31 protein-coding genes are annotated in these 21,500 nt (G+C 59.8%); 1 reads left to right on the top strand and 30 read right to left on the bottom strand.

The genetic code is table 11. The annotated features are described in order from the left end of the window. Positions 1 to 10: 10 nt before the first annotated feature. The 14 genes from U5A52_RS16270 to U5A52_RS16205 form a co-directional block, all read right to left on the bottom strand. Positions 11 to 274 (bottom strand): hypothetical protein, encoded by a 264-nt coding sequence (locus U5A52_RS16270; protein ID WP_321935370.1) that lies wholly within the window; start codon positions 272 to 274, stop codon positions 11 to 13. Positions 275 to 294: 20 nt separating this feature from the next. Beyond that, a complete protein-coding gene (locus U5A52_RS16265) occupies positions 295 to 540 on the bottom strand; it encodes a hypothetical protein (RefSeq protein WP_321935369.1) in 246 nt (81 codons plus the stop codon). 19 nt (positions 541 to 559) lie between these two features. Further along, positions 560 to 865, bottom strand: coding sequence for a hypothetical protein (locus tag U5A52_RS16260; protein WP_321935368.1), 306 nt, complete (start codon positions 863 to 865; stop codon positions 560 to 562). Between the two features lie 18 nt (positions 866 to 883). Next, complete coding sequence (locus U5A52_RS16255; RefSeq protein ID WP_321935367.1) at positions 884 to 1,144, bottom strand: hypothetical protein; 261 nt, start codon at positions 1,142 to 1,144, stop codon at positions 884 to 886. Positions 1,145 to 1,165: 21 nt separating this feature from the next. After that, the gene (locus U5A52_RS16250) at positions 1,166 to 1,408 is read right to left on the bottom strand and encodes a hypothetical protein (protein ID WP_321935366.1); all 243 of its coding nucleotides are present in this window, start codon (positions 1,406 to 1,408) and stop codon (positions 1,166 to 1,168) included. 299 nt (positions 1,409 to 1,707) lie between these two features. Next, positions 1,708 to 2,130 (bottom strand): hypothetical protein, encoded by a 423-nt coding sequence (locus tag U5A52_RS16245; RefSeq protein ID WP_321935365.1) that lies wholly within the window; start codon positions 2,128 to 2,130, stop codon positions 1,708 to 1,710. A 1,243-nt stretch (positions 2,131 to 3,373) separates the two neighbouring features. Next, positions 3,374 to 3,784 carry a hypothetical protein gene (locus U5A52_RS16240; RefSeq protein WP_321935364.1) on the bottom strand — a complete coding sequence of 137 codons (411 nt, stop codon included), beginning with the start codon at positions 3,782 to 3,784 and terminating at the stop codon, positions 3,374 to 3,376. Positions 3,785 to 3,793: 9 nt separating this feature from the next. Beyond that, positions 3,794 to 5,854 (bottom strand): helix-turn-helix domain-containing protein, encoded by a 2,061-nt coding sequence (locus U5A52_RS16235; RefSeq protein WP_415774016.1) that lies wholly within the window; start codon positions 5,852 to 5,854, stop codon positions 3,794 to 3,796. Positions 5,855 to 6,156: 302 nt separating this feature from the next. After that, the gene (locus tag U5A52_RS16230; protein ID WP_321935362.1) at positions 6,157 to 6,477 is read right to left on the bottom strand and encodes a hypothetical protein; all 321 of its coding nucleotides are present in this window, start codon (positions 6,475 to 6,477) and stop codon (positions 6,157 to 6,159) included. A 104-nt stretch (positions 6,478 to 6,581) separates the two neighbouring features. Then, positions 6,582 to 6,773 carry a hypothetical protein gene (locus U5A52_RS16225; RefSeq protein ID WP_321935361.1) on the bottom strand — a complete coding sequence of 64 codons (192 nt, stop codon included), beginning with the start codon at positions 6,771 to 6,773 and terminating at the stop codon, positions 6,582 to 6,584. 159 nt (positions 6,774 to 6,932) lie between these two features. Then, complete coding sequence (locus U5A52_RS16220; protein WP_321935360.1) at positions 6,933 to 7,202, bottom strand: hypothetical protein; 270 nt, start codon at positions 7,200 to 7,202, stop codon at positions 6,933 to 6,935. 269 nt (positions 7,203 to 7,471) lie between these two features. Then, positions 7,472 to 8,020 carry a hypothetical protein gene (locus tag U5A52_RS16215; RefSeq protein WP_321935359.1) on the bottom strand — a complete coding sequence of 183 codons (549 nt, stop codon included), beginning with the start codon at positions 8,018 to 8,020 and terminating at the stop codon, positions 7,472 to 7,474. Positions 8,021 to 8,272: 252 nt separating this feature from the next. After that, positions 8,273 to 8,740, bottom strand: coding sequence for a hypothetical protein (locus U5A52_RS16210; protein WP_321935358.1), 468 nt, complete (start codon positions 8,738 to 8,740; stop codon positions 8,273 to 8,275). Between the two features lie 68 nt (positions 8,741 to 8,808). Further along, positions 8,809 to 9,180, bottom strand: coding sequence for a type II toxin-antitoxin system VapC family toxin (locus tag U5A52_RS16205; protein WP_321935357.1), 372 nt, complete (start codon positions 9,178 to 9,180; stop codon positions 8,809 to 8,811). On the opposite strand from U5A52_RS16205, the gene U5A52_RS16200 reads away from it, so the two are divergent. Further along, the gene (locus U5A52_RS16200) at positions 9,179 to 9,856 is read left to right on the top strand and encodes an SOS response-associated peptidase (RefSeq protein WP_321935356.1); all 678 of its coding nucleotides are present in this window, start codon (positions 9,179 to 9,181) and stop codon (positions 9,854 to 9,856) included. The genes U5A52_RS16205 and U5A52_RS16200 overlap by 2 nt on opposite strands. Before the next feature lie 238 nt (positions 9,857 to 10,094). Here the strand turns inward: U5A52_RS16200 and U5A52_RS16195 are convergent, their stop codons facing one another. The 16 genes from U5A52_RS16195 to U5A52_RS16120 form a co-directional block, all read right to left on the bottom strand. Then, a complete protein-coding gene (locus tag U5A52_RS16195; protein WP_321935355.1) occupies positions 10,095 to 10,850 on the bottom strand; it encodes a phage protein NinX family protein in 756 nt (251 codons plus the stop codon). 305 nt (positions 10,851 to 11,155) lie between these two features. After that, entirely contained in the window at positions 11,156 to 12,559 is a 1,404-nt protein-coding gene (locus U5A52_RS16190; RefSeq protein WP_321935354.1) for a hypothetical protein, read from the bottom strand. A 241-nt stretch (positions 12,560 to 12,800) separates the two neighbouring features. Then, positions 12,801 to 13,784 carry a hypothetical protein gene (locus U5A52_RS16185; RefSeq protein WP_321935353.1) on the bottom strand — a complete coding sequence of 328 codons (984 nt, stop codon included), beginning with the start codon at positions 13,782 to 13,784 and terminating at the stop codon, positions 12,801 to 12,803. 131 nt (positions 13,785 to 13,915) lie between these two features. Continuing rightward, positions 13,916 to 14,272 carry a hypothetical protein gene (locus U5A52_RS16180; RefSeq protein ID WP_321935352.1) on the bottom strand — a complete coding sequence of 119 codons (357 nt, stop codon included), beginning with the start codon at positions 14,270 to 14,272 and terminating at the stop codon, positions 13,916 to 13,918. A gap of 290 nt (positions 14,273 to 14,562) precedes the next feature. Further along, positions 14,563 to 15,081 carry a hypothetical protein gene (locus U5A52_RS16175; RefSeq protein ID WP_321935351.1) on the bottom strand — a complete coding sequence of 173 codons (519 nt, stop codon included), beginning with the start codon at positions 15,079 to 15,081 and terminating at the stop codon, positions 14,563 to 14,565. 63 nt (positions 15,082 to 15,144) lie between these two features. Further along, entirely contained in the window at positions 15,145 to 15,699 is a 555-nt protein-coding gene (locus tag U5A52_RS16170) for a hypothetical protein (RefSeq protein ID WP_321935350.1), read from the bottom strand. A gap of 148 nt (positions 15,700 to 15,847) precedes the next feature. Continuing rightward, entirely contained in the window at positions 15,848 to 16,561 is a 714-nt protein-coding gene (locus tag U5A52_RS16165) for a hypothetical protein (RefSeq protein ID WP_321935349.1), read from the bottom strand. A gap of 192 nt (positions 16,562 to 16,753) precedes the next feature. Next, entirely contained in the window at positions 16,754 to 17,014 is a 261-nt protein-coding gene (locus U5A52_RS16160; RefSeq protein ID WP_321935348.1) for a hypothetical protein, read from the bottom strand. Further along, positions 16,998 to 17,507 (bottom strand): hypothetical protein, encoded by a 510-nt coding sequence (locus U5A52_RS16155; RefSeq protein WP_321935347.1) that lies wholly within the window; start codon positions 17,505 to 17,507, stop codon positions 16,998 to 17,000. Before U5A52_RS16155 ends, U5A52_RS16160 begins: the two co-directional genes overlap by 17 nt. Continuing rightward, positions 17,498 to 17,797 carry a hypothetical protein gene (locus tag U5A52_RS16150; RefSeq protein ID WP_321935346.1) on the bottom strand — a complete coding sequence of 100 codons (300 nt, stop codon included), beginning with the start codon at positions 17,795 to 17,797 and terminating at the stop codon, positions 17,498 to 17,500. Before U5A52_RS16150 ends, U5A52_RS16155 begins: the two co-directional genes overlap by 10 nt. Positions 17,798 to 18,129: 332 nt before the next feature. Next, complete coding sequence (locus tag U5A52_RS16145) at positions 18,130 to 18,630, bottom strand: hypothetical protein (protein WP_321935345.1); 501 nt, start codon at positions 18,628 to 18,630, stop codon at positions 18,130 to 18,132. A gap of 267 nt (positions 18,631 to 18,897) precedes the next feature. Beyond that, positions 18,898 to 19,398 (bottom strand): hypothetical protein, encoded by a 501-nt coding sequence (locus U5A52_RS16140; protein ID WP_321935344.1) that lies wholly within the window; start codon positions 19,396 to 19,398, stop codon positions 18,898 to 18,900. A gap of 222 nt (positions 19,399 to 19,620) precedes the next feature. Then, on the bottom strand, positions 19,621 to 19,854 hold the full coding sequence (locus tag U5A52_RS16135) for a hypothetical protein (RefSeq protein ID WP_321935343.1): 234 nt from the start codon (positions 19,852 to 19,854) through the stop codon (positions 19,621 to 19,623). 303 nt (positions 19,855 to 20,157) lie between these two features. Next, the gene (locus U5A52_RS16130) at positions 20,158 to 20,361 is read right to left on the bottom strand and encodes a hypothetical protein (protein ID WP_321935342.1); all 204 of its coding nucleotides are present in this window, start codon (positions 20,359 to 20,361) and stop codon (positions 20,158 to 20,160) included. Further along, positions 20,358 to 20,558: a hypothetical protein gene (locus tag U5A52_RS16125; protein WP_321935341.1), complete on the bottom strand. Its 201-nt coding sequence runs from the start codon at positions 20,556 to 20,558 to the stop codon at positions 20,358 to 20,360. Before U5A52_RS16125 ends, U5A52_RS16130 begins: the two co-directional genes overlap by 4 nt. Before the next feature lie 269 nt (positions 20,559 to 20,827). Next, the gene (locus U5A52_RS16120; RefSeq protein WP_321935340.1) at positions 20,828 to 21,463 is read right to left on the bottom strand and encodes a hypothetical protein; all 636 of its coding nucleotides are present in this window, start codon (positions 21,461 to 21,463) and stop codon (positions 20,828 to 20,830) included. Positions 21,464 to 21,500 lie beyond the last annotated feature (37 nt).

The following is a 21,500-nucleotide window of genomic DNA, read 5'->3' as shown; positions in this document are numbered from 1 at the left end:
TTTCCCGAGTTCAGTTGCCGTTATCGCTAGAGCGACTTGCTTTACGCTTCAAGTCCCACACGATGTATCGACCCACTAGCGGCGAGGCGACTCCGCGATACAGTGGCTCGCCGAGCGCGGCACCAAGGGCGAATGTCACCAACAAGATTTGCCAATGGGACAGCCCGAACCATTCGAACCGCTCCGCTACCGCCTCTAGCACATAGGCTGCCCCACACGAGAGCAGCAGCGCTGGAATCCACGTCAGCAACTCAATTGTGATTTTTCGCTTCACGTCGATTTCCGGTACTTTGGTCAGTGGGTGCTCATAATAGCTAGCAGGGTGCTTGCGGCAGAGAACAGAACCGAGATTGCAGTGGTGCCTGCCGCCCACATATTGCGGCTACCAGCTTCATCGAGAAATTTCTGCATTGTCACCCCGCCGTCGAATTTCGCTGGGGGAGCTTTAGGTTTCGCTGCCCAAAACCAGAGTGCTACTGCTATGAGGCCGAAGACAGCGGAACCGATTTGCATCCAAAGAGAAATTTGTTGCGTTGCCATTACGTATTTTCCGTCTCAACTACTGGTACTCAGGAATCGACGCGAATTCAGCCGGTGTCATGGCGTCAAACTCGATGACAGCCTCCAGACGCATACCGGCCTTCGGTTCGCCATGCAGCGCTGTAAGCGCAGCGGTGATTTCGTCAGCCTTCACGACAAGCGTTTCGTCGCCAACGGTTACGCGCGCGATGAGGATTGGCGCGATACCGTCGTTCTTCGTGTGGATATCAGAGACGGCATCACGCAGCTGCTGGACACCATCGCGATATGCCTGCGCCGATGCGCCTTCGTGAAACTCGTCTACGATGATCGCTTTTTTCTTCATAGGGTTTTCCTAGATGGCCTACGCGACGCGATACGCAGACGCAAGATCGTGCACGGAGAAGTAATCCTCATCGGCGCTTACAACGCCCGCCCCCTCAATGCGGACTTCGTTCGTCGGTGCGTACACTGCGACAGTGCCGCCGCCCGTGTAGTAGACAATTCGGGTGCCGCTATGCACGTCGAGTTCGATACGGCCAACCTGTTGCGCATCAATCGCACGGAGAATCTGTACCACCGAAGCGGCTTCGCGCTCGCTCAAAATCAGATCGTTTGCTTCCATCGTTTTCCTACGCTTTCAGAGTTATTTGCTTATCAATCTGTCAATGATTGGAATCGCCTTGTAGACGATGTACGACAGCACGAAAGACAGGGCGAGTCCATCGAGGCCGAGCGGTTCGTTCCACAGCGACTTGAACCAGACACAGAACACCAAGCTCGCCGTACACAGAGCGCAAAACAGCATGAATCCCACAAAGCGGTGCCCCGCGCCCTTCACGGCCACGTGATGCGCTTGCTTCAGTGCATCTTTCAATGATTGCTTCACGCACACCCTCTCAATTGCTCCCGGCCAGCAGCTCTCATCCGTGCGACGTGCGTGTTCACAATGAACGCGACACTCCCACCAAAAGTGAGCGCCGAGACAAGACGCAGCCAGAACGGAACCGGAATGCTCCATGCGGTCAATGCGTCAAGCATTCCGATCAACAGAGCCGCCGCATACGTCATCACAACAACCGGACCCACCACTCGCTGGACTACTCGATGCACCAGTAAGCCGGTAGCGTATTCGCGGATCGCTCGCCTGAAAGACAGCAATTTCGTCGTGGTCTGTTTTCCGGTCGACTATTCGATAAGCCCGAGTTCGCGACATTCGGATTCGGCATCTGCCCACATGTCGCGCTCGATCATTTGATACGTTGCGGCGATATCGCGCGCATAGGCGGCTTCGTCCGTCTCAACGAGGTCACGAAACCAGCCCCAATCCATCAAGGCCATGTCGTCCGCTTCTACCAGCTTGCGATAACGCGGTATAGCGATAAGAAAGTTCTGCGCACGCCGCACAGCACCACCGTATTTCTCGACCAGGTGTTCCGGCCACACGTTGTTTCCATGCACGACGCAGTGCCCGAATACCTCGCGGGCTTCCTCGCCTACAAACTGTCTGCGAAGACGCTCGGGAAGGTGAAATTCCACAAAGCGTGTGAGCGCAGTGCGCGCGACTGCCAAACGTATTTCGGCCAGTTTGAGGCTATCGACATTGTTCATGCAGTTTTCCGTGTTCAAACCCAACGACTTACCGGAGTCGTGTAGTCGAATCGCCACTCGAAATAACAGTCGCTCGGACGCTCGTATTCCGATACCAGCGTCAATTCCAATGCCTGATCGCGGCACCAGTCGCGCAGGAATGCTTGAACAGCTTAGGGACTTTGACGCGGCCACAATGCGACGGGAACACCGGGAAAGTGCTGTGCCAGCAGAGCGGCGTAGGCGTCGTCGTCCTTTACCGACATTCGAGGATAGCGACTCCACGCAACTGGTCGAAGAAAATCGTACCGTTAGCTTTTTGCCCGTCGCCTTCTCGTTGGAACAGCACATTCACCTTACCGATGGTCTCTTGCTTTCCCCACATCATTGACTCCTTGTTTTCCGTTGTCCATGTCCTCAGGAGCTTGAGCCCGCGAGCAGCGGTGAATTTCTGCGGACGGGCTCGAAGCGCACGCAACTTACCCCGCGAAATAGTCGCAAGACCCACCAGCACGCACCTGCCGGGTACTTCGTTGAGACGCCATTTCCCCAAAGGGTTGCGTAAGCGATATCGTCCATGACCCATCTGCCTATAAGCCTAGTACGGCACTTTGAGTGCAATGTTTTAGGGTGCGGGCAAAGTTTATTGTTCTGCAGGGGCGATCCCTTCAGGTGTGAGGGCCCTCCGACCAATTGCCGGGCGGCACCATTGATCGCCCCTATCGCAGTGTGTGCGATTTAGCCTGAGCAATCATTTCTCCAGCGACAGCCCATGCGGTCGCCTCCGCCCCTACCTGCGCGAGGCAATCCAGCCACGGGGTACCGGGGGCCGCCCTGAAGATCGCCAGTGCCCTCTGGTAGAGAGGGCCATCGCCCGGCACAGTTTCGTCGAGGAATCGGCTGCTCATCGAGATAGCGAATCCATAACGGTGTGCCGCCCTCACATAACTCGCGAGGAGTCCAGTGGAACACGGGAAGCAAACCTCGGTATCGCTGCCGTCGCCCTGGCCAATACGGTCTTCGACCTCAACGGGCGAATGTGCCTTTACGGCTCCTGGCACGACGACCCCTGGTACGGACAGGTCGTCGGCGCCCGTCTTCGCCGGTTCGCTCAGAGATTCGCGCAATGCAGGTAGCATCGAGCATTTACCGCTGCGGGTGACGACGTTGGGTCTTGCCGTCGACGCTTCGTGCCGGTCCGCGCGGGTGGGCGCCGACGAAAAAGGTCGGTATGTCATTGTCCTCCACAACTCTCCTGTCTTGCCTAGTGTCCGCTACCGTTCACGTCTTTGAATGAGATGGCGGCGGGTACGCCGTCTCGAAGATCGAGCCCGTATCCTCGCGTATCAATCAAGTAGCCCAATCGATTCGTGACGCTTACATTTTCCACCTGTTCGTGGACCGTGTAGGTCAGCCCGGGCTTGGTATCAAATTTAATGTAATAGTATTTCTCGCAAAGGGCGCCTCCAGTGCAGACCCCAACGGTGTGACTCCCCGGCGCGACAATGTACTCCCGTGCGAAAGGCCGTTTGTGGCCATCAACATTGCCGTCCCGGTCGGGCAGGACGATTTTTGAGCTTCCGTCAAGATCGGTCTCGGACGATTGCTGAATGCCGGCTCCGGCACATCCGGTTACGCAAGCGACCAGAGTGGCTGCGAAAAATATGCTCCTCATCCCCGCTCCTCAAAGAGTTGTATGCCGCGCAAGTTCGCTGTTGGTCTGCGCGACCGCCGATACGATTGATTCACAGGCAAGCCTGACGTTGCGGTTCACGGGATCAACGACAATCCACACCACGTCGCCGGCGTCAAACCCCCGTGCGGTCATCGCCTGGACGATCCGGTTAAAAACGGTTGCGCCAGAGGACCGCTTCACACAATCAATCACGGCATCCGATCCTTCGATCCTATACTCGCCCAGCGCAACCTTCGACACGGCGTCAACAGGCAGCGTGCAGACCTTGCTGGAGACTGCAAATTCTGTCATCTCGAACGGAAAAGTTACCGAGCCGTCGTCGGTTACGATCACGTCAACGCGGTTCGAGACGCTACTGAGCGCGTTGAACGCATTTGCCAGCGCGACTGGGTCGAGTGGCCGCCCGACAAGCGCATAAATACCCCGCGTAATGAGCCTGAGGGTTGGCGTTGAACCCACTGTGAAATTGAGTGTGACGAATTTGACGTCAGGAAGCGCGTCCCTGAGTTGCCGCCTGATCGCCACGCCCCCGTGGCTTTCGAGCACTCGAACAATGCGGAGCTCCGTGTCGGAAAGCTCCTGCTCCATATCGAACGACACATGCGCGCGAAAGTCGTCGAACTGCACCACTTCAGTCCAGGCCATCCGTTCGAGCACCGCGCGCGCGATGTGGATCGGCGGAGTGAGCATGAGCGAGCGCTCGCCGTCGTACTCCGCCGTGGCTGTGCGTTCGCGGTACCTGACCATTGCCGTCAGGATTTCACTAATGTCGATTCGCCCCGTGGCTACCGCGAACATCTTGCGCGCGACAGTCAGCAGGACGTTACGCGCAGGGACAGAGGAGCCAAACCAGAACCACGATCGATCAGCGTCCAGCCACTCGAATCCCTCCACCGACTCAAGAACGCGCACATGGGACGCGTCTAGACCATGGATGAGCGCGCAGCCACCGGCCACCGTTGCCAGATGCGCGGCACCGCAGGAGCGGATCATGGCGTAGGCCGTGCTCCGTAGCAATTTGACGTCGCTTATCTCGAACGACTCGCCTGCATCGGGAGCGTATGCGATAGACTCGATCGCCGGCCCAACCGCAGGCGTCTCCGGTTCGCTGATGCGCACGATCTGGGCGCCGAGTATTTCCACCGCAAACCGGTTTGCGGATTCGATTGAAAGGTGGTCTCCGAGCAGCGAGCGGACCTTCTCGGTCAGCACCGCTGCGGGCAACGGAAGCAAAGGGTGGCACGCCTCCCTTAGCACGTCGAGCGCCGGCACAATGAATCGATATCGCGGGATGCGATCGATCATTACGTCGAGGATCTGTCGTGCGCGCTCACGCGTAATCCCATGCGCCACCCCCAGTTCGGTAAGCGTTCTAGCTCCATCGGGATGGAGGCCATAGCGCGACGTCAGCATTTGAATGGCCCGCTGGCTACGCTCTCCGCGCGGCAGGCTTTGCCATTGCGGATCCCACTCACGCACTGACAGAACCGTGGCGATCATCGTCATCGCCTCCGCGAAAGTCCCGCTCTGAACCCGCACCTCGCTCGCCCCCGCATCCGCGATGGGCCCGGGTTCAGGCTTGTGCGCTGACAACCATCCTCGCGGAACCACCAGCATTTCCTCCCAAATCGCCAACTTCTCCGGCGAAAGCGTCCCCGGTATCTCCCCGCTTTCCCACTTATCCAGCGTTGAAGCCGACACGCCTAAGTGGGCCGCCATCCTGTCGCGCGACACCCGCAGCGCCTTCCTCCGAACTCGCGCTCGACGGCCAATTTGCTCCCCGATTTCGCGCGCTATGGTCGGGTGGGAGGAACCGCCAGAGTCGGGCTCACAGACGGCAATGACGGGCTCGGGAAGATCTTTTCCCCGTGGCTCCATAAGCCAACCCTCGGGAGCTTGTAGGGCGGACTCCCAGCGACTCAGTCTTTCCGCGCGCATGCTTGCTGGGAGGAGCCCGGCCTCCCAGCGGGAGATCGTCGGAGGTGACACATCGACAAGGGCAGCGAGCGCCGTCGGACTCAGCCGAAGGGCTTCGCGCCGCTCCCGCACGCGGCGCGCGATATCCTCATGCTGCGACCGAGCTATCGTGACTCGAATGTCATCTCTCACGAAGCACCGCCTTCGGTTCGGACTCGATGCTTGGTCACGCTTCCCCCTTTACCCGTTCGTTGTTGTGGTGACACAAATCGCATCCAGATCACACGAATGCCACCGGTAGCTTCTCATCGGTCTACAGCTATCCGGCGCCAGCGGCTTCGGCCATTCGGAAGTGGCGTGTTCTCGCCGAATGCGGACCCTACGCTGATACATTTTCCGCCACGCCGTTTCCGCGCGGGGTGCTTGTCTTCGTGTCACGTCGGTGCCGCGAGGAACCGGTCCAGGGCCTCTTCCTTGTATGCAGGATAGACCTGCTTCATCAACGCGAATGCTGCACGCGCAACTGTCTCGAGATCGGCGTAGAAATTCGGCTCCGTGACGAGATCAACGTCCGACTTCACCACCCCGGCAAAGCCACTGTATTCGTCGCCGCATTCTTGCTCGATGTACCAGCGACCGTCACCCGCCTGCACTACCATAAGGCGCGAACGCGGGAAATGCCGCTGCCCCTCTTCCTGATACGTCCAATCAAGGTGGTAATGCATCCGTGTCCGATACTTGGAACCTGTGTACATGGCCGGCATCCTTATCTGTCAGTTCGGAGGGCACTTCATTCCAATGCGCGCGGGAGACCTTGCGTAGTTCAGGCGGTCAGCTTAACCCGAGCGCCTTGCGGTCCTCAGTTTGCCGCATCAAATCGACGGCGTATGTACGCGCGCAGTGCGTCGGCCGTCGACGCATCTGAGTCCTTGCCGGCGTCGAACCAGACGTCCGCGAACGCCTCGGCCCGTACCTCGTTGAAATCCTCTGCATAGGCGTACTCGCGAGCGATGCGTCTCGCTTCCTCGATGCTCTGGACTTCGTTACTCATGGTGCTCTCCCTATTCCACTGGCACGATTGCTTGCCCATTCTTGCGCTCCACCAAGCTAAAAGAAAATCTGCGACACGGCGACTCTGGCCGGTATCGTGCTCCAAGTGGGCGGGCGACCGTTCAATCGCAGCGCTTCCCGCAGCAGTTATAGTAGACACTTATCCCTCCAGTTTTCCTTGCTTAATCGAAGGTTGCGCGATCGGGCCGACGAAGAGTCCTTCGATCACATATTCCGACCTGCCAGTCGATGGGAGATACCAGACCGCCTCCGCGCCACAAAATGTGACATCACCCTCACTATTGACCTGAACCACGACGGGAGAATCATCGCTGGCATCGACGAAATACCAATAGAATCCTTCGCCGGGTTCACGGCCAGGGATGAAAAATTTTTCGACCGGTCCGGCTTGTGTTGCTGCCTGTTCCATGCGTTATCCTAGTTCGTCTGCTTGGCGGCCCGAACCTCAATGATAGCGCCACGCGATGCGAGCTGCGCCTGCACTTCCAGATGCTCGCGGCAGACGCGCGTGAAAGAATCCACGAGCTCTCCAATGGTGGCCGAAGTCAGCGCGGAGTCCGTTGTGTGCTGCGTGCGTAACAGTGGCGACGAAAACGGTCGCCGCGAAAAGGAATTGTCCTTTTCATCGAACCTGCCGGTCCTCACTTGCGGGCAAAGCTCGCTCCCGAGCGGACGCTACTATTTGGAGTATCCAGCCGTTCGCAGGAGCTTTTCCGAATCCTCGCGGAGCTTCGCGACTCTTGCTTCAACCGCACGCAACTTCGCTACCTTCACTCTCAGGATGATGTCCCAGGTCACCGCTTCGTGTGATCCCTTCAGGTATTTCTTTGAAGCATCCATTTCTGTCAGGCGGAGCGTCGCAATCCGCGCCTGAAGGCTAGGATTCACCTCCTCGGGCTCTTGAGTGTGTTCGACGGCATACACCAACTTTGAGAGATCAAAAACCGGGTGCGATTTTGACTCGAACGTTTCCCTGCCGTAGCGAATCGCATCCCAAGCGAAAATCTCAAGCGCCATCTTCTCTGCCTTACGCATTTGCGCGCGCGTTTGACAGGCAACGATCCCGACACCGTTGCACTCGTTGATGCCATGCTTGTGATAGTCGCGGGCGCGACTCCGAATATTCGTTGTGAGCCCAACCTTGGATCTACCGTTGTCAAAACGAAAACAGTAGATGACGGGGAGTCCCTCATGCTCCTCTACTTGCTTTTCTACATCGGGATTCATTTCATCAACTCTGTCTTTAAGTTCTTGGATTTTCCAGATTGTGGAGGGGCCGCACACTCCCTGTTCGCGTCCCTCTCCAATGGGTTACGTGAAGGGGCGGGGTACAGCACCCGTTTTCCGGTTACTCGGCCGCGTTAGCTCGGCGCTGCCGCCCATCGTCGGCAATAGCAAGGCGTCGTGCTCTTTGTCGCAGCCGACATTCGTCGTGCCAAAACCCGTAGTACGCAGTCGGTCTTGCTGGCTCGCCGACGATCAGCAATACGCCTTTCCGCACTCGGGCCAGCTGATCGTATTCCGCGGCAGCCGACACGCAGCGAGAATGTCGGGTTCGTGATCAACGCGCACTCCGTTGATCTTCATCTGCTTGTAGCCGCCGGGCGAAAACGACGTATAGGCGGCGTCAACGCACGCGGCCCGCGTCAGGTTCGATTTGACTGTTCCCTCCGGTGTGGATTTCGTCACTGAACCCTCAAGAACGAGATCGATCTTCGCTCCGTCCATACAGTGTGCACCGCCGGAGGTGCTGAGCTTTCCATTGATGGAAATCGGGTCGTCTCCGTGACTCGCGACCGCCAGCAATGCCTTGCATTCCCTCGAACTGAACGTGCCCAAATGCTGGCGAGCGGGTGGCGAAAATCCGGTGTCGGCCCGCGCGAGCGACGCTCCGCAGAGCATCAGAATCGGAATGGCACGTAGTATCGGATTCACTTCAATCAGCATCCTGTTTATCTCTCCAACCCGGGGTTCCCGGGATTGCGCGAACATGGCCCACCTCTGCCCATTTCCCGTTAGATCTCTATAACGAGATCGGTGTATTTCGAGAGTTGGCCATCGGCCGTCACCAGCCCCAGGGGTTCGGACGGTGCCTGGGCGACGAACATCACGAACATCCGATCGAACGGATCGCGGTGAATTTCCGGCAGATCGCGCACGAGCGCGGCATGCACCGCGCGCACCGGCAGCTCCGAAAACCCGCCCGCCCCAATCTCGCCGACCAGCACGTTCGCGTCGACGTCGAGCTTGCCGAGGCCCGCCTTGACTGGATAACGGCCGGTTCCGGGGATTCTGTAGGCCCGGATCCGGCGACGTGCGCGCCGGCCCGGGTGCCGGTGCAGCGCGCGGTATGATCCACGGGTGACCCACCCTGGGATGCCACCCATGTGCACGAACTACAGCGCGACCCGCGCCGACCTCGAGCGGTTGATGCGCCAAACCGGCCTGGAATTCGACCCTGGCCTGCGTGCCTGGCGAGAAGACATCTGGCCGGACTATGACGCGCCCGCTCTGCTGCCGGACGGCGACGGCGCCCGGGCGGTGATGGGCACCTACGGATTCTGGCCCAAGTTCCTGCAACCCGAGAGGCGCAACGAGGCCGGCAGAAAGCAGCAACCGTTCTCGACGTATAACTCCCGGTCCGAAGAATGCGCGGTGAAGCGCCTCTACGCGGGCGCCTGGCGCGCGGGTCAACGGTGTCTTATCCCGGCTGGCTACGTTGTCGAGCCGAATTGGGAATCAGGGAAGAACGTCTGGCACCGGTGTGGCCTCGCCAGCGGCGAACCGTTCGCTGTGGCAGGCCTCTGGAAGAGCTACGATACGCCTCGCGGGCCCGTGACAGGGGTGACAATGCTGACAGTCAACGCGGACGGCCACGGCGTCATGGGCCGCATGCATCGCCCCAACGAGGAAAAGCGCAGCGTTGTCATCCTGCGCCCTGGCGACTACGAAGAGTGGCTGCACACAACGAACGTCGAGGCGGCCCGCTCAATGCTTCAACTGCTTCCGGCCGAGGAGATGATGGCCGGCCCGGTATCGGGTACTACCGGTTCCCTCCTATAAGGGCCGTGCGCTCACAGCGCTTGAGACACAAGGCCCCCGAGACTGACCGGGTTGCCACCGATCAGCGTGCGCGACGCCGTCAGGGTTTGGTGCCCCGTCGACGCGGCTAACTAGCGTAGCCTACCCCCAAGCAATAGAGCGAGACACCTTCCCAACTCAATGACTGGCCGGCAGCGTCAAAAAAGAAAGCCCGCCGAATCCCGAAGGGAGACGGCGGGGGTGAATTACAGATTGATGCTTACAGGCCGGGAGACGGGCTGCGGCGAGCTTGATCCATGCCCGCCTCGTGCACCAGATCTGCCGGGACGTCGACATTTTCGCCAAGCTTGCTCGCGACGTAGCAGCGCATGGCGGCGATGAGTGCGGTTTCGCCGTAGTAACGGCTCTCACGCTTACCGTCCAGCCACGCTTCATACGCTGGGGCACCGTTTAGCAGGATCGGACAAAGGTGTGGGCGCTCGCGATCAATGATCGGCCAGCCTTGTGCTGGATTGGTTGATGGCGTGTAACCTCTGCCGATCTTCGTCTGGATGCCTTTTGGCGCCTTGTCCCATATCCAGTATCCAGCCTCCGACCCGCTCTTGAAACCCATTGGATCGCGAGCAACTGGCAAATCTTCGCACTTTGCTACCGCCCATTCGAGGGTCACCCCGGCCAAATCCCGAGCCTCGACGGATACGGTGTGCGCTCGTGCGTCCGCCACTTTCCGTTCAGCGAAGCCGAATTGCGCCTTCAGATCCTCCACATGCGCATTGGCCTGATCGATAAGCGTGGCATCTACGCGCAGACGATCATTGAGCGCAACGGCCTCCCTTTCGATTGCCGCGCCCGTCATCGGATGAATGTTGCCGCCCTCAAGCTGACGAGTTGCCTCTGCAACGAGACCGGGAGCCAAACCCATACGTTCGCCCACGAGAACCATGATTGCGTTCCCATCGCCGTTCGTCATCGGTTTTACCGGCACTTTCACCTGTTCGTTCTGTTGCTGATTCATGATTCTCTCCTTGGTTTGCCCGAAAGGGCTGTTTGAAAAATCGGAGAGGTACTGCATCGGATCAATGCTCTGAAGACACTGACCGGATGCGGCGTGGCGCTTGGAACGGAGCGATTGAAACGCTCGGATGAGTGAGAAGCGCTCCCAAAGGGAGGCTGAAGAGGCGCGTGTCCGGATGAAGACATCATGCCGATCGAACGGCTCGAGGCATTCTATAGTATCCGCTGCCGTAGCGGCTGACGTGCAGAGGAGAAAGCCCGCCGGTCCCTTCGGGGACACGGCGGGCGAGATTGCAGGTTGATGGATTACGCGCCTTGCGACAGGCCGGCTTGCCCTTCGTCAGATTCGTCGGCGAGAACCGAAATCACGTCCGACACATTCGTCTGCTGACCATCTAGGTGGTAGCAGTTTCCTGAGATCCATATCGACCGGATGCCTTCCAGCTGCGGATGTGGCTCAACAAGCTCCACCTCCCAGTACGGGTCGCACCAGTCGTCGTTCCAGTGCTTGAGACTTGGCTCCTCGGTCCTTGCAACACGGACCTTGGCGGGCGGATTGAGCCGAACGTCGACCGAGTCGGTACCACGGTATCCGGACACGACCCGAACCAGAACGATCTTCCCAAGCATCTGCTGGTAGTCTCCGAGGACGCGCGCTTCGATAACGGCCGGATCGGAGTTCGCTGCACCCAAAGCGAAGACTTCTTGAATCGATAGCCACTCGGCGTCGTGGTTACACGAAAGCGGCAACTGGCTACCGCTGCCGCGCTTCATGCGTTCGTCACCGGTGAAGCGTGTTGCTGCCTCGAAACCACCCCACCCGTCTTCGTTCGACCAGAATGCGCCAAGCGTTCCATCAACGTCTTCCTCGCCCTCACTCTTTGAGTGAATGACATACGAGGCGGTCTCCGGCACTTCCTGCAACTTCCCGTCGCGGATCTGAGCACCGAGCAGATCGGCCGTTTGCAGTGCACGCGGGCCACCATCGACAGACCAGTACGCCGAGAAGACTTGGTTCCACTCGTACCGTCGGCCATTGACGCTGATGAGATCCATACCTTCGATTCTGCCAGCCTGGCCCTGACGCGAGCTCGACATCGCTGAACCGCCGGGTGCCTCGCCACTTCTTAGCGCATCCGCAAACTTCTGCATCATGCCTTCCTGCGTCGGCGTGGTGAACTTACCGTTGAGCTGGATGGCTGCAACCCAGTCACTGCTATCGAGCAGGTGATAAAAATTCGCGTCGCCGTCAGCCCTCACTCTGATGTTGGGGATCGGCTCGCTCGCGCCATAAGCCTGCCTGCGCAGATCCGCAAACGTCGCATCAATATCGAGACCGTTTGTGGCACAGAATCGCCGCAACGAGACGAGTAGCTGCCGCACCTGCACGGAAGCATCACCTGCAATACTGAGACAGGTGGAATGCACCTCCAGTGCCGCGCACGCAGCCACGAGAGGCAGGTCCGCTTGCTCGACCGGCTCCCCGTCGACTTCATAGAGCACGAGCGCATTGTTGACGCTTGCCTCGAAAAGTATCGGGTCGCCGTCCGGCCACGCTCCCCCGTTGCAGTCGGCGGTGTTCAGCGCCGCACGCAATCGTGCCTCAGCGACTTCACGAGTAGTGCCCTTCACGCGAATTGCTGCGCTCAGATTGCAGTCAAACGCGTACTCGTGCTCCGACAGTTGATCCTGCGTGGAATTGCGGTTCATGAATTTCTCCTTCTTTACCCGTTGGGGTCGTTGAAAAGGAGAGAGCGAATCGCTCAGCGAGGCTGTGCCGTGCTGAACGGTTTCCCGACATAAATTCGTGATGAAAAGGCGAACGGTGCGAATGCGCTTTCTCGCCCACTTTCCCGTATCAACGGCCGCCGGCACTCCAGGGAGTGCACAGCGGCCGCGAGTTCAGGGGTTGCAGACAGAGTTATCTCGCGCCTGGCTGAATCATGCTCGTCTATTCCTGCATCTTTGCGCGGATCGTTTCCGGATCGAGCTCGTAGAGGTGCGCGACTGTGGCGATCCCCTCCTCACCCAACGCTTTCACGGCATCCGACAAGGCCGCCTCATATGAGTCCGTGATGCCCTCGTTGCTAAGCGCCTGCCACAACGACCCTTGCTCATCGGCACGAAGCAGCACGCCGATCAGGCTTGGCAGCACGTTGAACGAGCCAACGATGCGTCGCTTGAAATGCTCCTGCTCGAGCGGCGTGTCACCTGGCTGGAAGATCTCGGCGACCTTACGGTCCTGATCGTCGATGATGAAGCGCCCCGACGGCTTCAGAAGCTGTCGCTTAAAGACCTTCGATTCTGGCAGGTGCATCTTTTCAGGGAATCGCGCTCGGGCCTGCTCGAGCATCTCCCCGGTTATGTCAGTCAAACAAGGGACCCCGAAGAAGTCTTCGATCGATGCGACGACGCGTACGGTGAACGGACCCTGATGCTGAATATCCGTCTCGGAACTGTGAAAGACAAGCTCCGAGCTTTCGGTGGCATCACGCAGCGCGTGAATGTCTTCCAGCGACATGCGAAGGATTGCCCCAGTCGCATCGAACGAAGTGACGCCGTCGATATCGCTGACGCAGTCGTTGACTAACGCTTGTGGCTGGAATACGGCGATGATGAGCCGCCTGTTCGCCGCCTTGCGCTGCCCGATCCGATTTCCGGACCCGACCTCGAGCGCATACGCATCCTCCACCGTGCCGTCCGCCTTAAAGTGCACGTGAAACGTCGCCTTGTGCGAGTCCGCATCCGGGGCGTCGTCGTCGTACTGGAGAAAGACACACTTGCTGTATTTTGCGTCGCCCCCGGTTTCCCACCCGTTGTGGTCCAGCACCTGAACCCCATCGCCAAAGTCGTACTCGATGAATTCCGCTTCCGCAAAGCCAGCGCGGAAAATTTCCCGCGCGCGGGTGACGTCGAGGTTGTTCTTGCAGTTCATGTGTGCTCCTTTGTGACCCAGAGAGGTCGTTGAAAAGGAGGGAGCGAAGCGCTCAGCCAGACTCATCGCCTGGCAAAACACACTCACGACGCTCGCACCGAAACCCCGGCGGGGTCCACGGCGCGCGTCGATCACACTTGTACGGATGCACGATCAAAGGCCACCCGCCCCGTCGCCAGCAAGACGTCCGAGAAGTCCTCGATTTCATAGCGCGGATACCACCACACCTGACCACGCGCAATTGTGTCGCCGTCATCCGGATACTCGACGTCATCCGAGAGCATGGGCGCCTGAGTCAACGCGCCGACATGCTCAGGAAGGATCGGGTACAAGACTCCGTTACCCAGAAGGCCGAACTCGTCGAGCATATCCGAGAGGAACCGGACATCATCGTGCCCGACACGGTCCTTGATATCTTCGAGGGTCTCGCGTTCCTTGCTGCTTTCGATCGCCAGGATCAACTGGCTGGAAGTCGTTTCGATTTTCATGACTTTCCTTTCGTATGCGCACACGGCGCAGTGGAGAAAGCGGAAAATCAGACGCTTTTCGGTCAAGCCGACGGAAAAGGTACAGGAGGATTTCGGGCGGCAGCGGGTGCCTGGGAGGTGCTGATTGAGAACGACTGATGCCGATCGAACGGCTGGAATCGAATATAGCACAAGTCCATTGCGCAGAATTCATCTCCCCTTCACCGAGCGGCTCAAGGGAACGGTCCGCCACAGCCTCCGGAGAGGCGTGGCGTTCCGATTGCGATTGAATTGCGCACGTCGAGAAAAAATCACGCCGCGCCATCGACCTGCCAGCAAGCATCCCGCGCCGGTGCTCGCCGCAGGATTTCCACCTGCCCGGGCTCAAACGCGATTACCACTGCCTCGCCCGATGCTCCGGGCAGTTCGGCCTTCCCGAAGGGATAGACCACAACCACGCCGTCGTGGCCGCGCTCCCGAAGGCTCTGCATCACCTCGAAGCCGTAGCCGGCCATTCCCTCGCGCTCCATCCGCTGAAGCACGAGCGCCAGCGTCGTCGCATCCAGTACCTGCTCGAGCAGCTCGATGTTGGCTTCCGCATCTAGCGACTCGTCGCTGGGATAGAACCAGAAAGGGTTACGAAGCGCTACCCTCGCCTCTATGACCATCCGACCGCCGCCGTACTGCGCGGCCGACTCCACCCTGTCTGCGAGATAGATCCCTGGTCCCTGTGCGCCCGTGCTCGACACATTGAAGCACTCGAAAGGCGTCTCGGCGCGTGTCCCGTGGTAGCAGACGTGCTCGAAATTTCCCTGCTCTGCTTGCTTCACCGCTCTCCCGAACGATTGACCCGCAGCCCTCGAGGAGGCCCGCGGGGGTTTCAGGATGCGTGCTCAGGCCGCGATCACATCGCCGGCAACCGGCGCGCGACGTGCTTGCGTACGCGGCTCGGGCCTCGGACGCGCCAGCGGGACTGGCTCACCAAAACGCACGACCAGCGCACCCTGATCAGTCAGGGTCGGCGCGAGCTCGCGGTACCCATAGACGGGATCGTCCGCTACCCAGCTAAAGCTGTGGTCCGATTGACGAACTCCCACCCGGTCTGAGAGCACGAAATATTGTTGGGCCCGGGGGTTCCAATGCCTGCGCAACGCGTTCGCGAGGCGCTCGATCGCCACGGCATCCGGATCCTCCGGCAATTCCTTGCGCAGGACCTCGTCCATTCGCATCGCCTTGATTGCGAGCAGGCACCCCCAGCGCGCCTGCTTGCGCACAAAAACGATGGCCGCCAGGTCGTTAGCGAAGCGGTCGGACTCGTCGTGCTTCTGGACAGCGCTGCGCAGACCCGCGCCGTCGATATGAAAGAGGTCCCAACCTTGCTCCGTTGCGGCACGGCTGTTCTCAGCGGTCCAAAGGTCGGCCGCGGCGGTTTGTGTATCGATTTTCATGACATTCTCCTGAGTTGCCCTCGGGGCGGTTAAAAAGAAGTCGAGACGAACTCGGGTGAACATGCTCAACCGAATGCACTCTGATGGGCGACCAGTCGCTCCCTCTCGGGAGCGACGGTGCCGTTGTTGCGTGGCTGCGCGATGCCGGTTAGCCCAACTGCCAGACTGCCTGTCTGGCCAGGATCATCGCCTCGTAGTCGGGGCCCTCGTGCTCGAGCTGCAGGCTGTTTGTCTGAACCATGCTCACGCCGAAGGGCGAGTCACGCAGATTTTCCTGAGCCTGCTTCGTGAAGCCCCTGTAGACAGGCCTGCCATGGAGATTGCGCGTGCGGATGACGACGTAACCAGCCTTGGCCACCGCGTCGGCGAGCGCGTCGTCGTTGCCGATGTCTGCGTGCCCATTGTTGCCAAGCGAGATGCTCCAGATCGCGTTCGCGACTTGCTCGTCAAACGGCTGCCAAGCCCGTTCGGACTTCGACTCGTCGGAGACGGTCTCTCTCCACATCGTGAAGAGTGAGCCGTCGGCCGCCAGCGATGCGAGATGCGCACCGTAGCCAGAGCCGTAGTACTCGTAGCCGGTTACCGACACCGAGCGCTTCTCGTGCTCCTGAGAGCCCTCGTCGGTCACGGAGATGACGAGCTCGCAAGCTGCACGTCGATCGTCATCGGCGCAATCGCCTTCGCTTGCCCAGATCCTGGCTGTCAGCGCATAGCGCCGATCCCACGACCTCATCGAGCACTCGCCGCTATACGCTTCGGTCGTGCTCTGCGCCCTGCGGAACCCGTCAACGCCAGGAACACGATGGCGCATGTCGGCTACGAACACCCCAGGTTGCCCTGCATCCAGATGGTTTCCATTCATGGTCTTCTCCTTTCTGGCCAAAGGGCCATTGATCAAAGGAAAGAGCCGATCGAATCGAGCGCTCAGCCAGACGACCGCCTGGCGCAACGCACTCCGCAAGGGAGTCTCCACCGGCACCCCAACGGGGTACACGGTGGAGCTTGCTTTTGAAGGATTGCATTAGGTGGCGTGTCCGCCGATGATCCTGTCAGGTCACGCCTCGGCGGGCGATGGCGTCGACATACCCAACCGGGGCGTCACGATCGGCGCGCCGTAACGCTGGGCGTACTCCTCGGCCAGTTGCTGACAACGCTCTGGCGTCTGGATGCCGGTCACGGAAGAGCCGACACGGTCGCCCTTCATAACCACCACAAAGTACGGACCCTGAATCGTATGCTCGGTCCGCCCATGCTTGATGACGCGCCCGGCCGGAGTGATCGTGCTTGCCGAAGTCGGCTCACTGGTGCTGTTCATGAAACGTCTCCTGCTTCAGACCGCGAGGCTGTGCGTGATGACTCGAAAGCGATTGCCCGGATGCTCCTGGCAGGAAGGCTTCTCCGCGCGCGGCGAGATGCAGCACGCGGGCGAACTTCTCGCACAGATCGTCAAAACCATGCGCGCTCTGGTTCGCCTTCCGCTGGTGGCAGGAACTGACCGGCTCTCCGAACACTGCCGCATTGATCTGTGCGTTGGACCAGTGTCCGATATGCCATCCGAGATCGTGCTGGTCCGGCAGCGGATCATTCGCGTCGAGGTCGATGCGCACTGAGAGCCCACGTGCAGCGACCACGTACAGCATGACCTCGTGCGGCAGATCGATTTCACGTTCCACCCTGGCACCGCAGGCGCGCGCCAGTTCCTCGAGCTTGCGCGCCATGACGGCCCGGTCCGCCTTGCGACGGACTGACAGTTCTCTTTTCTGCATGTTGGTTCCCTCGCGTGTGAGCATTGAGTGGATCATCGCCACGTCGGCGCCACACCCAGACTCGAACCCTGTCGGCGGTTCGGGATGAGGAGCGCGGCTGCGTGCGCTTCCTCGATCGTGGCGAATCTCGCCGTCTCACAGTCGCGTGCGTTTTCCTTGATGCGGCCGTTCGTCCCTAGTGCACGATCATCCGCGGAGCCACCGAAGAACGCGTCGCCCGTACCGTGAAACTCGATCACGATCATCGACTTGGGCAAGACCCGCCACTGCGATTTGTGCTGTTCAATGCAGGCGGGGTCGGTCAGATCGGCTGTTTGCTGGTTGTCATTCATCGTTACTCCTTCTTCCCATAGTGGGCGTTAAGAAAAGGAGTGAGCAGCATCGCGCTGAGCGGGGTCGTGCGATCCGACTCAGCGGTGGCTGCGCGCACAACGTCCACCGGCGCCAATCGCGCCCAGTGGAAGTCGCGCGCTCATCCGCTGTGCGAATTTCCATCATCTCGTCGATCATCTGAGCGTACGTGATGGTGCTTTCCTGGTGCTTCTCCATGACAGCGAGCGCCCGCAACTTCGGGGGAACGCAGGTCACGATACTCGCCCCCGATACTGGCATATCAGGCCAGCACGCGAGCACCACCTTTCGGAAGCGCTCACGGCCCGGCTGCCTAAGTCAAAAGTTGCACTGGGATCTCCACGAACTCACCATGCTTGCTCGCCACCCAGCAACGCATGGCAGCCACCAGGGAAGTCGGGCTTAGGAAATGGTCCTTGCGCCAAAGGTCATGGGCTCCGGTACCGATCGGCATCTTCGCCAGCCACCATCCGTCAAGCCTGTGCGGGGGGTTGGGTCGGCGAACCATGTCGCGCTTATAACCATCTGGACGATAGATTTCGTCGCCCTTGCTCGCATCGTAATGACGCGTTTCGTGGATACTGAACGGCGGCGTCACAATCTTGCGCGTGCTGATGCCTTCACGCTCGATGATCGGCCAGCCGTACACGGGATCCGAAGAAAACGGCGGTGGTGCCACGACGCCCGATACCACCAGGTCGGGACGCTGGATGCAGAAGTGATTCTGCTCTTCGCAGCTCGCGCTCGCCCAGTCTAGTGCTGCTCCCGACAGATCTCGTATCGCAACCCGTTTCATCGCAATCTTGCTGTTCATGAGTCTCTCCTGTCTTCCCCAACGGGATGAAAAAAGAGTGGCCGCGCGGGCTCAGGAAAGTCTTCGTGACTTTCCGGAACCCCGGCGCTGCAGCGTTGATCAGTTGCCAATCAGTGAAGCGCGCGGGCGCTCCCTCTCGGGGGCCCGCTGCACGCATTGTTTCGAACAGAGAGTGTTTTCGAAGTGCGGCCGCACGAGTGACTCAACCGCATAAAGCTGTCGTAGCCTGCAGCGCGAAGCCAGGCAACAGGCTTCAGGAGTTCACTATTACTTGTTGGGTTTGGGGCTGATCCCATACTCCGCCAACACCCGCTCCGCGGGCTCACCGTCGATCGCCGGGTGTTCGGCCGCAAGGGGCACATGCTGAACGAGATATGCCCTAAAAGGCATGTCCTGGACCATGTACCCGTCAGCACCCTGGACTCGCTCGGTGACCCTGGCATCCCAATAGTTCTGACCAGCGATCGTGATCCAGCGTGCTGGTCGCGGCTGGAAGGCATCGACGATGTTCTGAAGGGCCTTCTCGAACTCTCTCGCTTCATCGAGCGCCTGCACACGGAACGATGCGACGCATCCCTCACCGAGGTGGAACTCCGTTTCCGCCAGGCCTTTCAGTCGGTGCACGACGTCGAGCGCGAAATTGCCTGCCTGACTATCCCATGCGCTCGTGTATTGCCAGCCTGCACCGAAGTCTCTCGGCAGCGAAAAGTTCAGGGTCAAGCTTGAGAGCGACACCTTGCGTGAAGTACCAGCCTGATTGCATTTCATCGATTCTCCTTCGTACCCGAGAGGGCGTTTGAACAAGAAGGGAGCACGCGCTCCGGGGAGTCTCTGACTGCCCGGAACGTCCTCAGAGGAAGAGGGAGATGTTGTGCGGTCTCGCAGGCCTTATGAGGGCCTTGCTCGAGCTCTCACGTGTCGTCGCCGCGGTCGCGCGACCCGCACACGCTGCCCCAACGACGGGGCACAGCGTGTGCGTGCAACGATCCGCTAGCTGACGGCCGAATAGTCAGCATTTGGCCAGTGCGCGTCGATCATCGAGTGCATTTCGTCGACCGAGCGTGCGTACGCACAAACGTCGTGAGGATGCTCCTTGCCTTGCGCCAGCTGCTGCTGGAATCGCTTTTGCCGCAACACGAACAGGCCACCTTCCTTTACGACATACATCGAGGCGCTTGATGGGACATTCGCGGGCGGCGTGACTTCCGGCTTTTTGCTCGTCATGGTTCTCCCCTTCTTACCCGAGTTCGGGTCATATAAAGGAGCGAGCGCTATGCTCATCTGGATGCGCATCCAGATCAACACACCGCTGAAGTTCGTTGTCTTGTAGCAGAGGGTGCACTAACCACCGCCGCCGTGTAAAAAGCGCGCAGGATTCGTGAGACCACGGTGGGAATGGCGCCCTCTCTTTCGAGAGGGGCCGAGATTGCGTGGCAGGATGAGACTTCGGCTCCGGACAGATCGGAGCAAGCGGCCTGCCCAGGTTGCCATGGCTGAGCCTCGCTTGGCGAGGAGAACCCAGCCCGCTTACCGCGTATAGCTCGCGTGAAGCACACGAACGCCAACGCTGGTCAGTGAGGTGACCAGCTCGGAGCCGTCCCGGAAGTGGAAGTAAGTTCGACTCACTCCCTCAAGCTTAAGGGTCTGCACCGTTGCATCCGCGTCAATGGGGATGTCGAGCTCGCCCGTCCTGTCAAACGCCTGCAGGACGGTGGTGGCGATGCTCTTCACGAGGCATCCTTGATGCGCTCGTAGCGCGTTCCAGCGGGCATGCGCGTCAGATGCGGCAGCCCGTCATGATCGCGCATCTTGTTGATGTTCCAGAGGGCGTCCTGCGCCTTCGTCTGCATCATCGTCTCCGAAACCACGAACGACTGGATGCTGCCCATGTCGGGAACAAAGGGAACGGTTACGCGGAATTTGCTCATTGATTTCTCTCCGTGATGCCCGGTTGGGCAGTTAAAAAGAGCGCGGAGATGACGCCGGTACCCAGTGGTCCGGCTGAAATCAGGTTCAGCGAGACGTGCGGGTGAAAAGACAATTCAGGCGCGTAAGCGCGGGGGAGACCTGCAGACATGATGCCGATCTAACGGCTAGCCGCAGAATACCACAACCCACCCGCCTGTTAGCGTGCTTTTTCGACCGCTCACTCTCCTGCGGGACACCGCTCGGTCCTCGATCCGGCCGGCGCCCCTTCTTACTCGCCTCGCAGCACTGTCTGCGGGCCCAACACCTGCGCTTCGGGATGGGCGAACACATACCGCGCGTTCGCCACATCCTGTGCGTCGAGCGTGAACCCGCGTTGCATGCGGCGGTGAAGCTTGGGATGATCCAGATAGAAGCAATCGCCGGGCTGCACCGAGTTTGCCACGTCGTTATAGTTCTTCACCTGCCCAAACGGGAGCATCAGCCACGGCGGGCACCAATCTACCTGCGTCTTGCCGCCATCCGCCTTGTCCAGATCGCGGGCCTTCTGCGCGAGCTGGTAGGTGGTGAAATCAACGATATGGCCGAGCACCACAAGCCACGCGTGGTAGCCAAAGCCGACCGCGTCCTCCGGCACGTAACCCTGGACCCGTGGGGTATGGGAGACGACATCACCGTCCCCGGGCCCAAGGCGAAATGCCGCTTCTCCGACTGCCAGGCGAGCGTCGAAGCCAAGATCTGTCAGCAAGACCTGTCCGAGCGCCGCGTGCACGTAGCAATCGGCACCCAGGTGGCTGCTGGCGGCGCTCGCGAGCCGGCTAAGCGTATGCGCGACCTGCGCTACCGCCGCACGAAGTTCGTCGGTTCGCGCGTCCTGCATCGCCTTGCGCCGGTTTGCCTCACCCATCTGCCGATTCCTTTGTGTTGTATCCCCGGCTGCGCTA

Origin of the sequence: Paraburkholderia sp. J8-2, from assembly GCF_905220195.1 — a bacterium.
In the GTDB taxonomy this organism is placed as follows: Bacteria; Pseudomonadota; Gammaproteobacteria; order Burkholderiales; family Burkholderiaceae; genus Paraburkholderia.
Note: the sequence above shows the minus strand (reverse complement) of the source record. Positions and strands in the feature narration are given on the sequence as shown.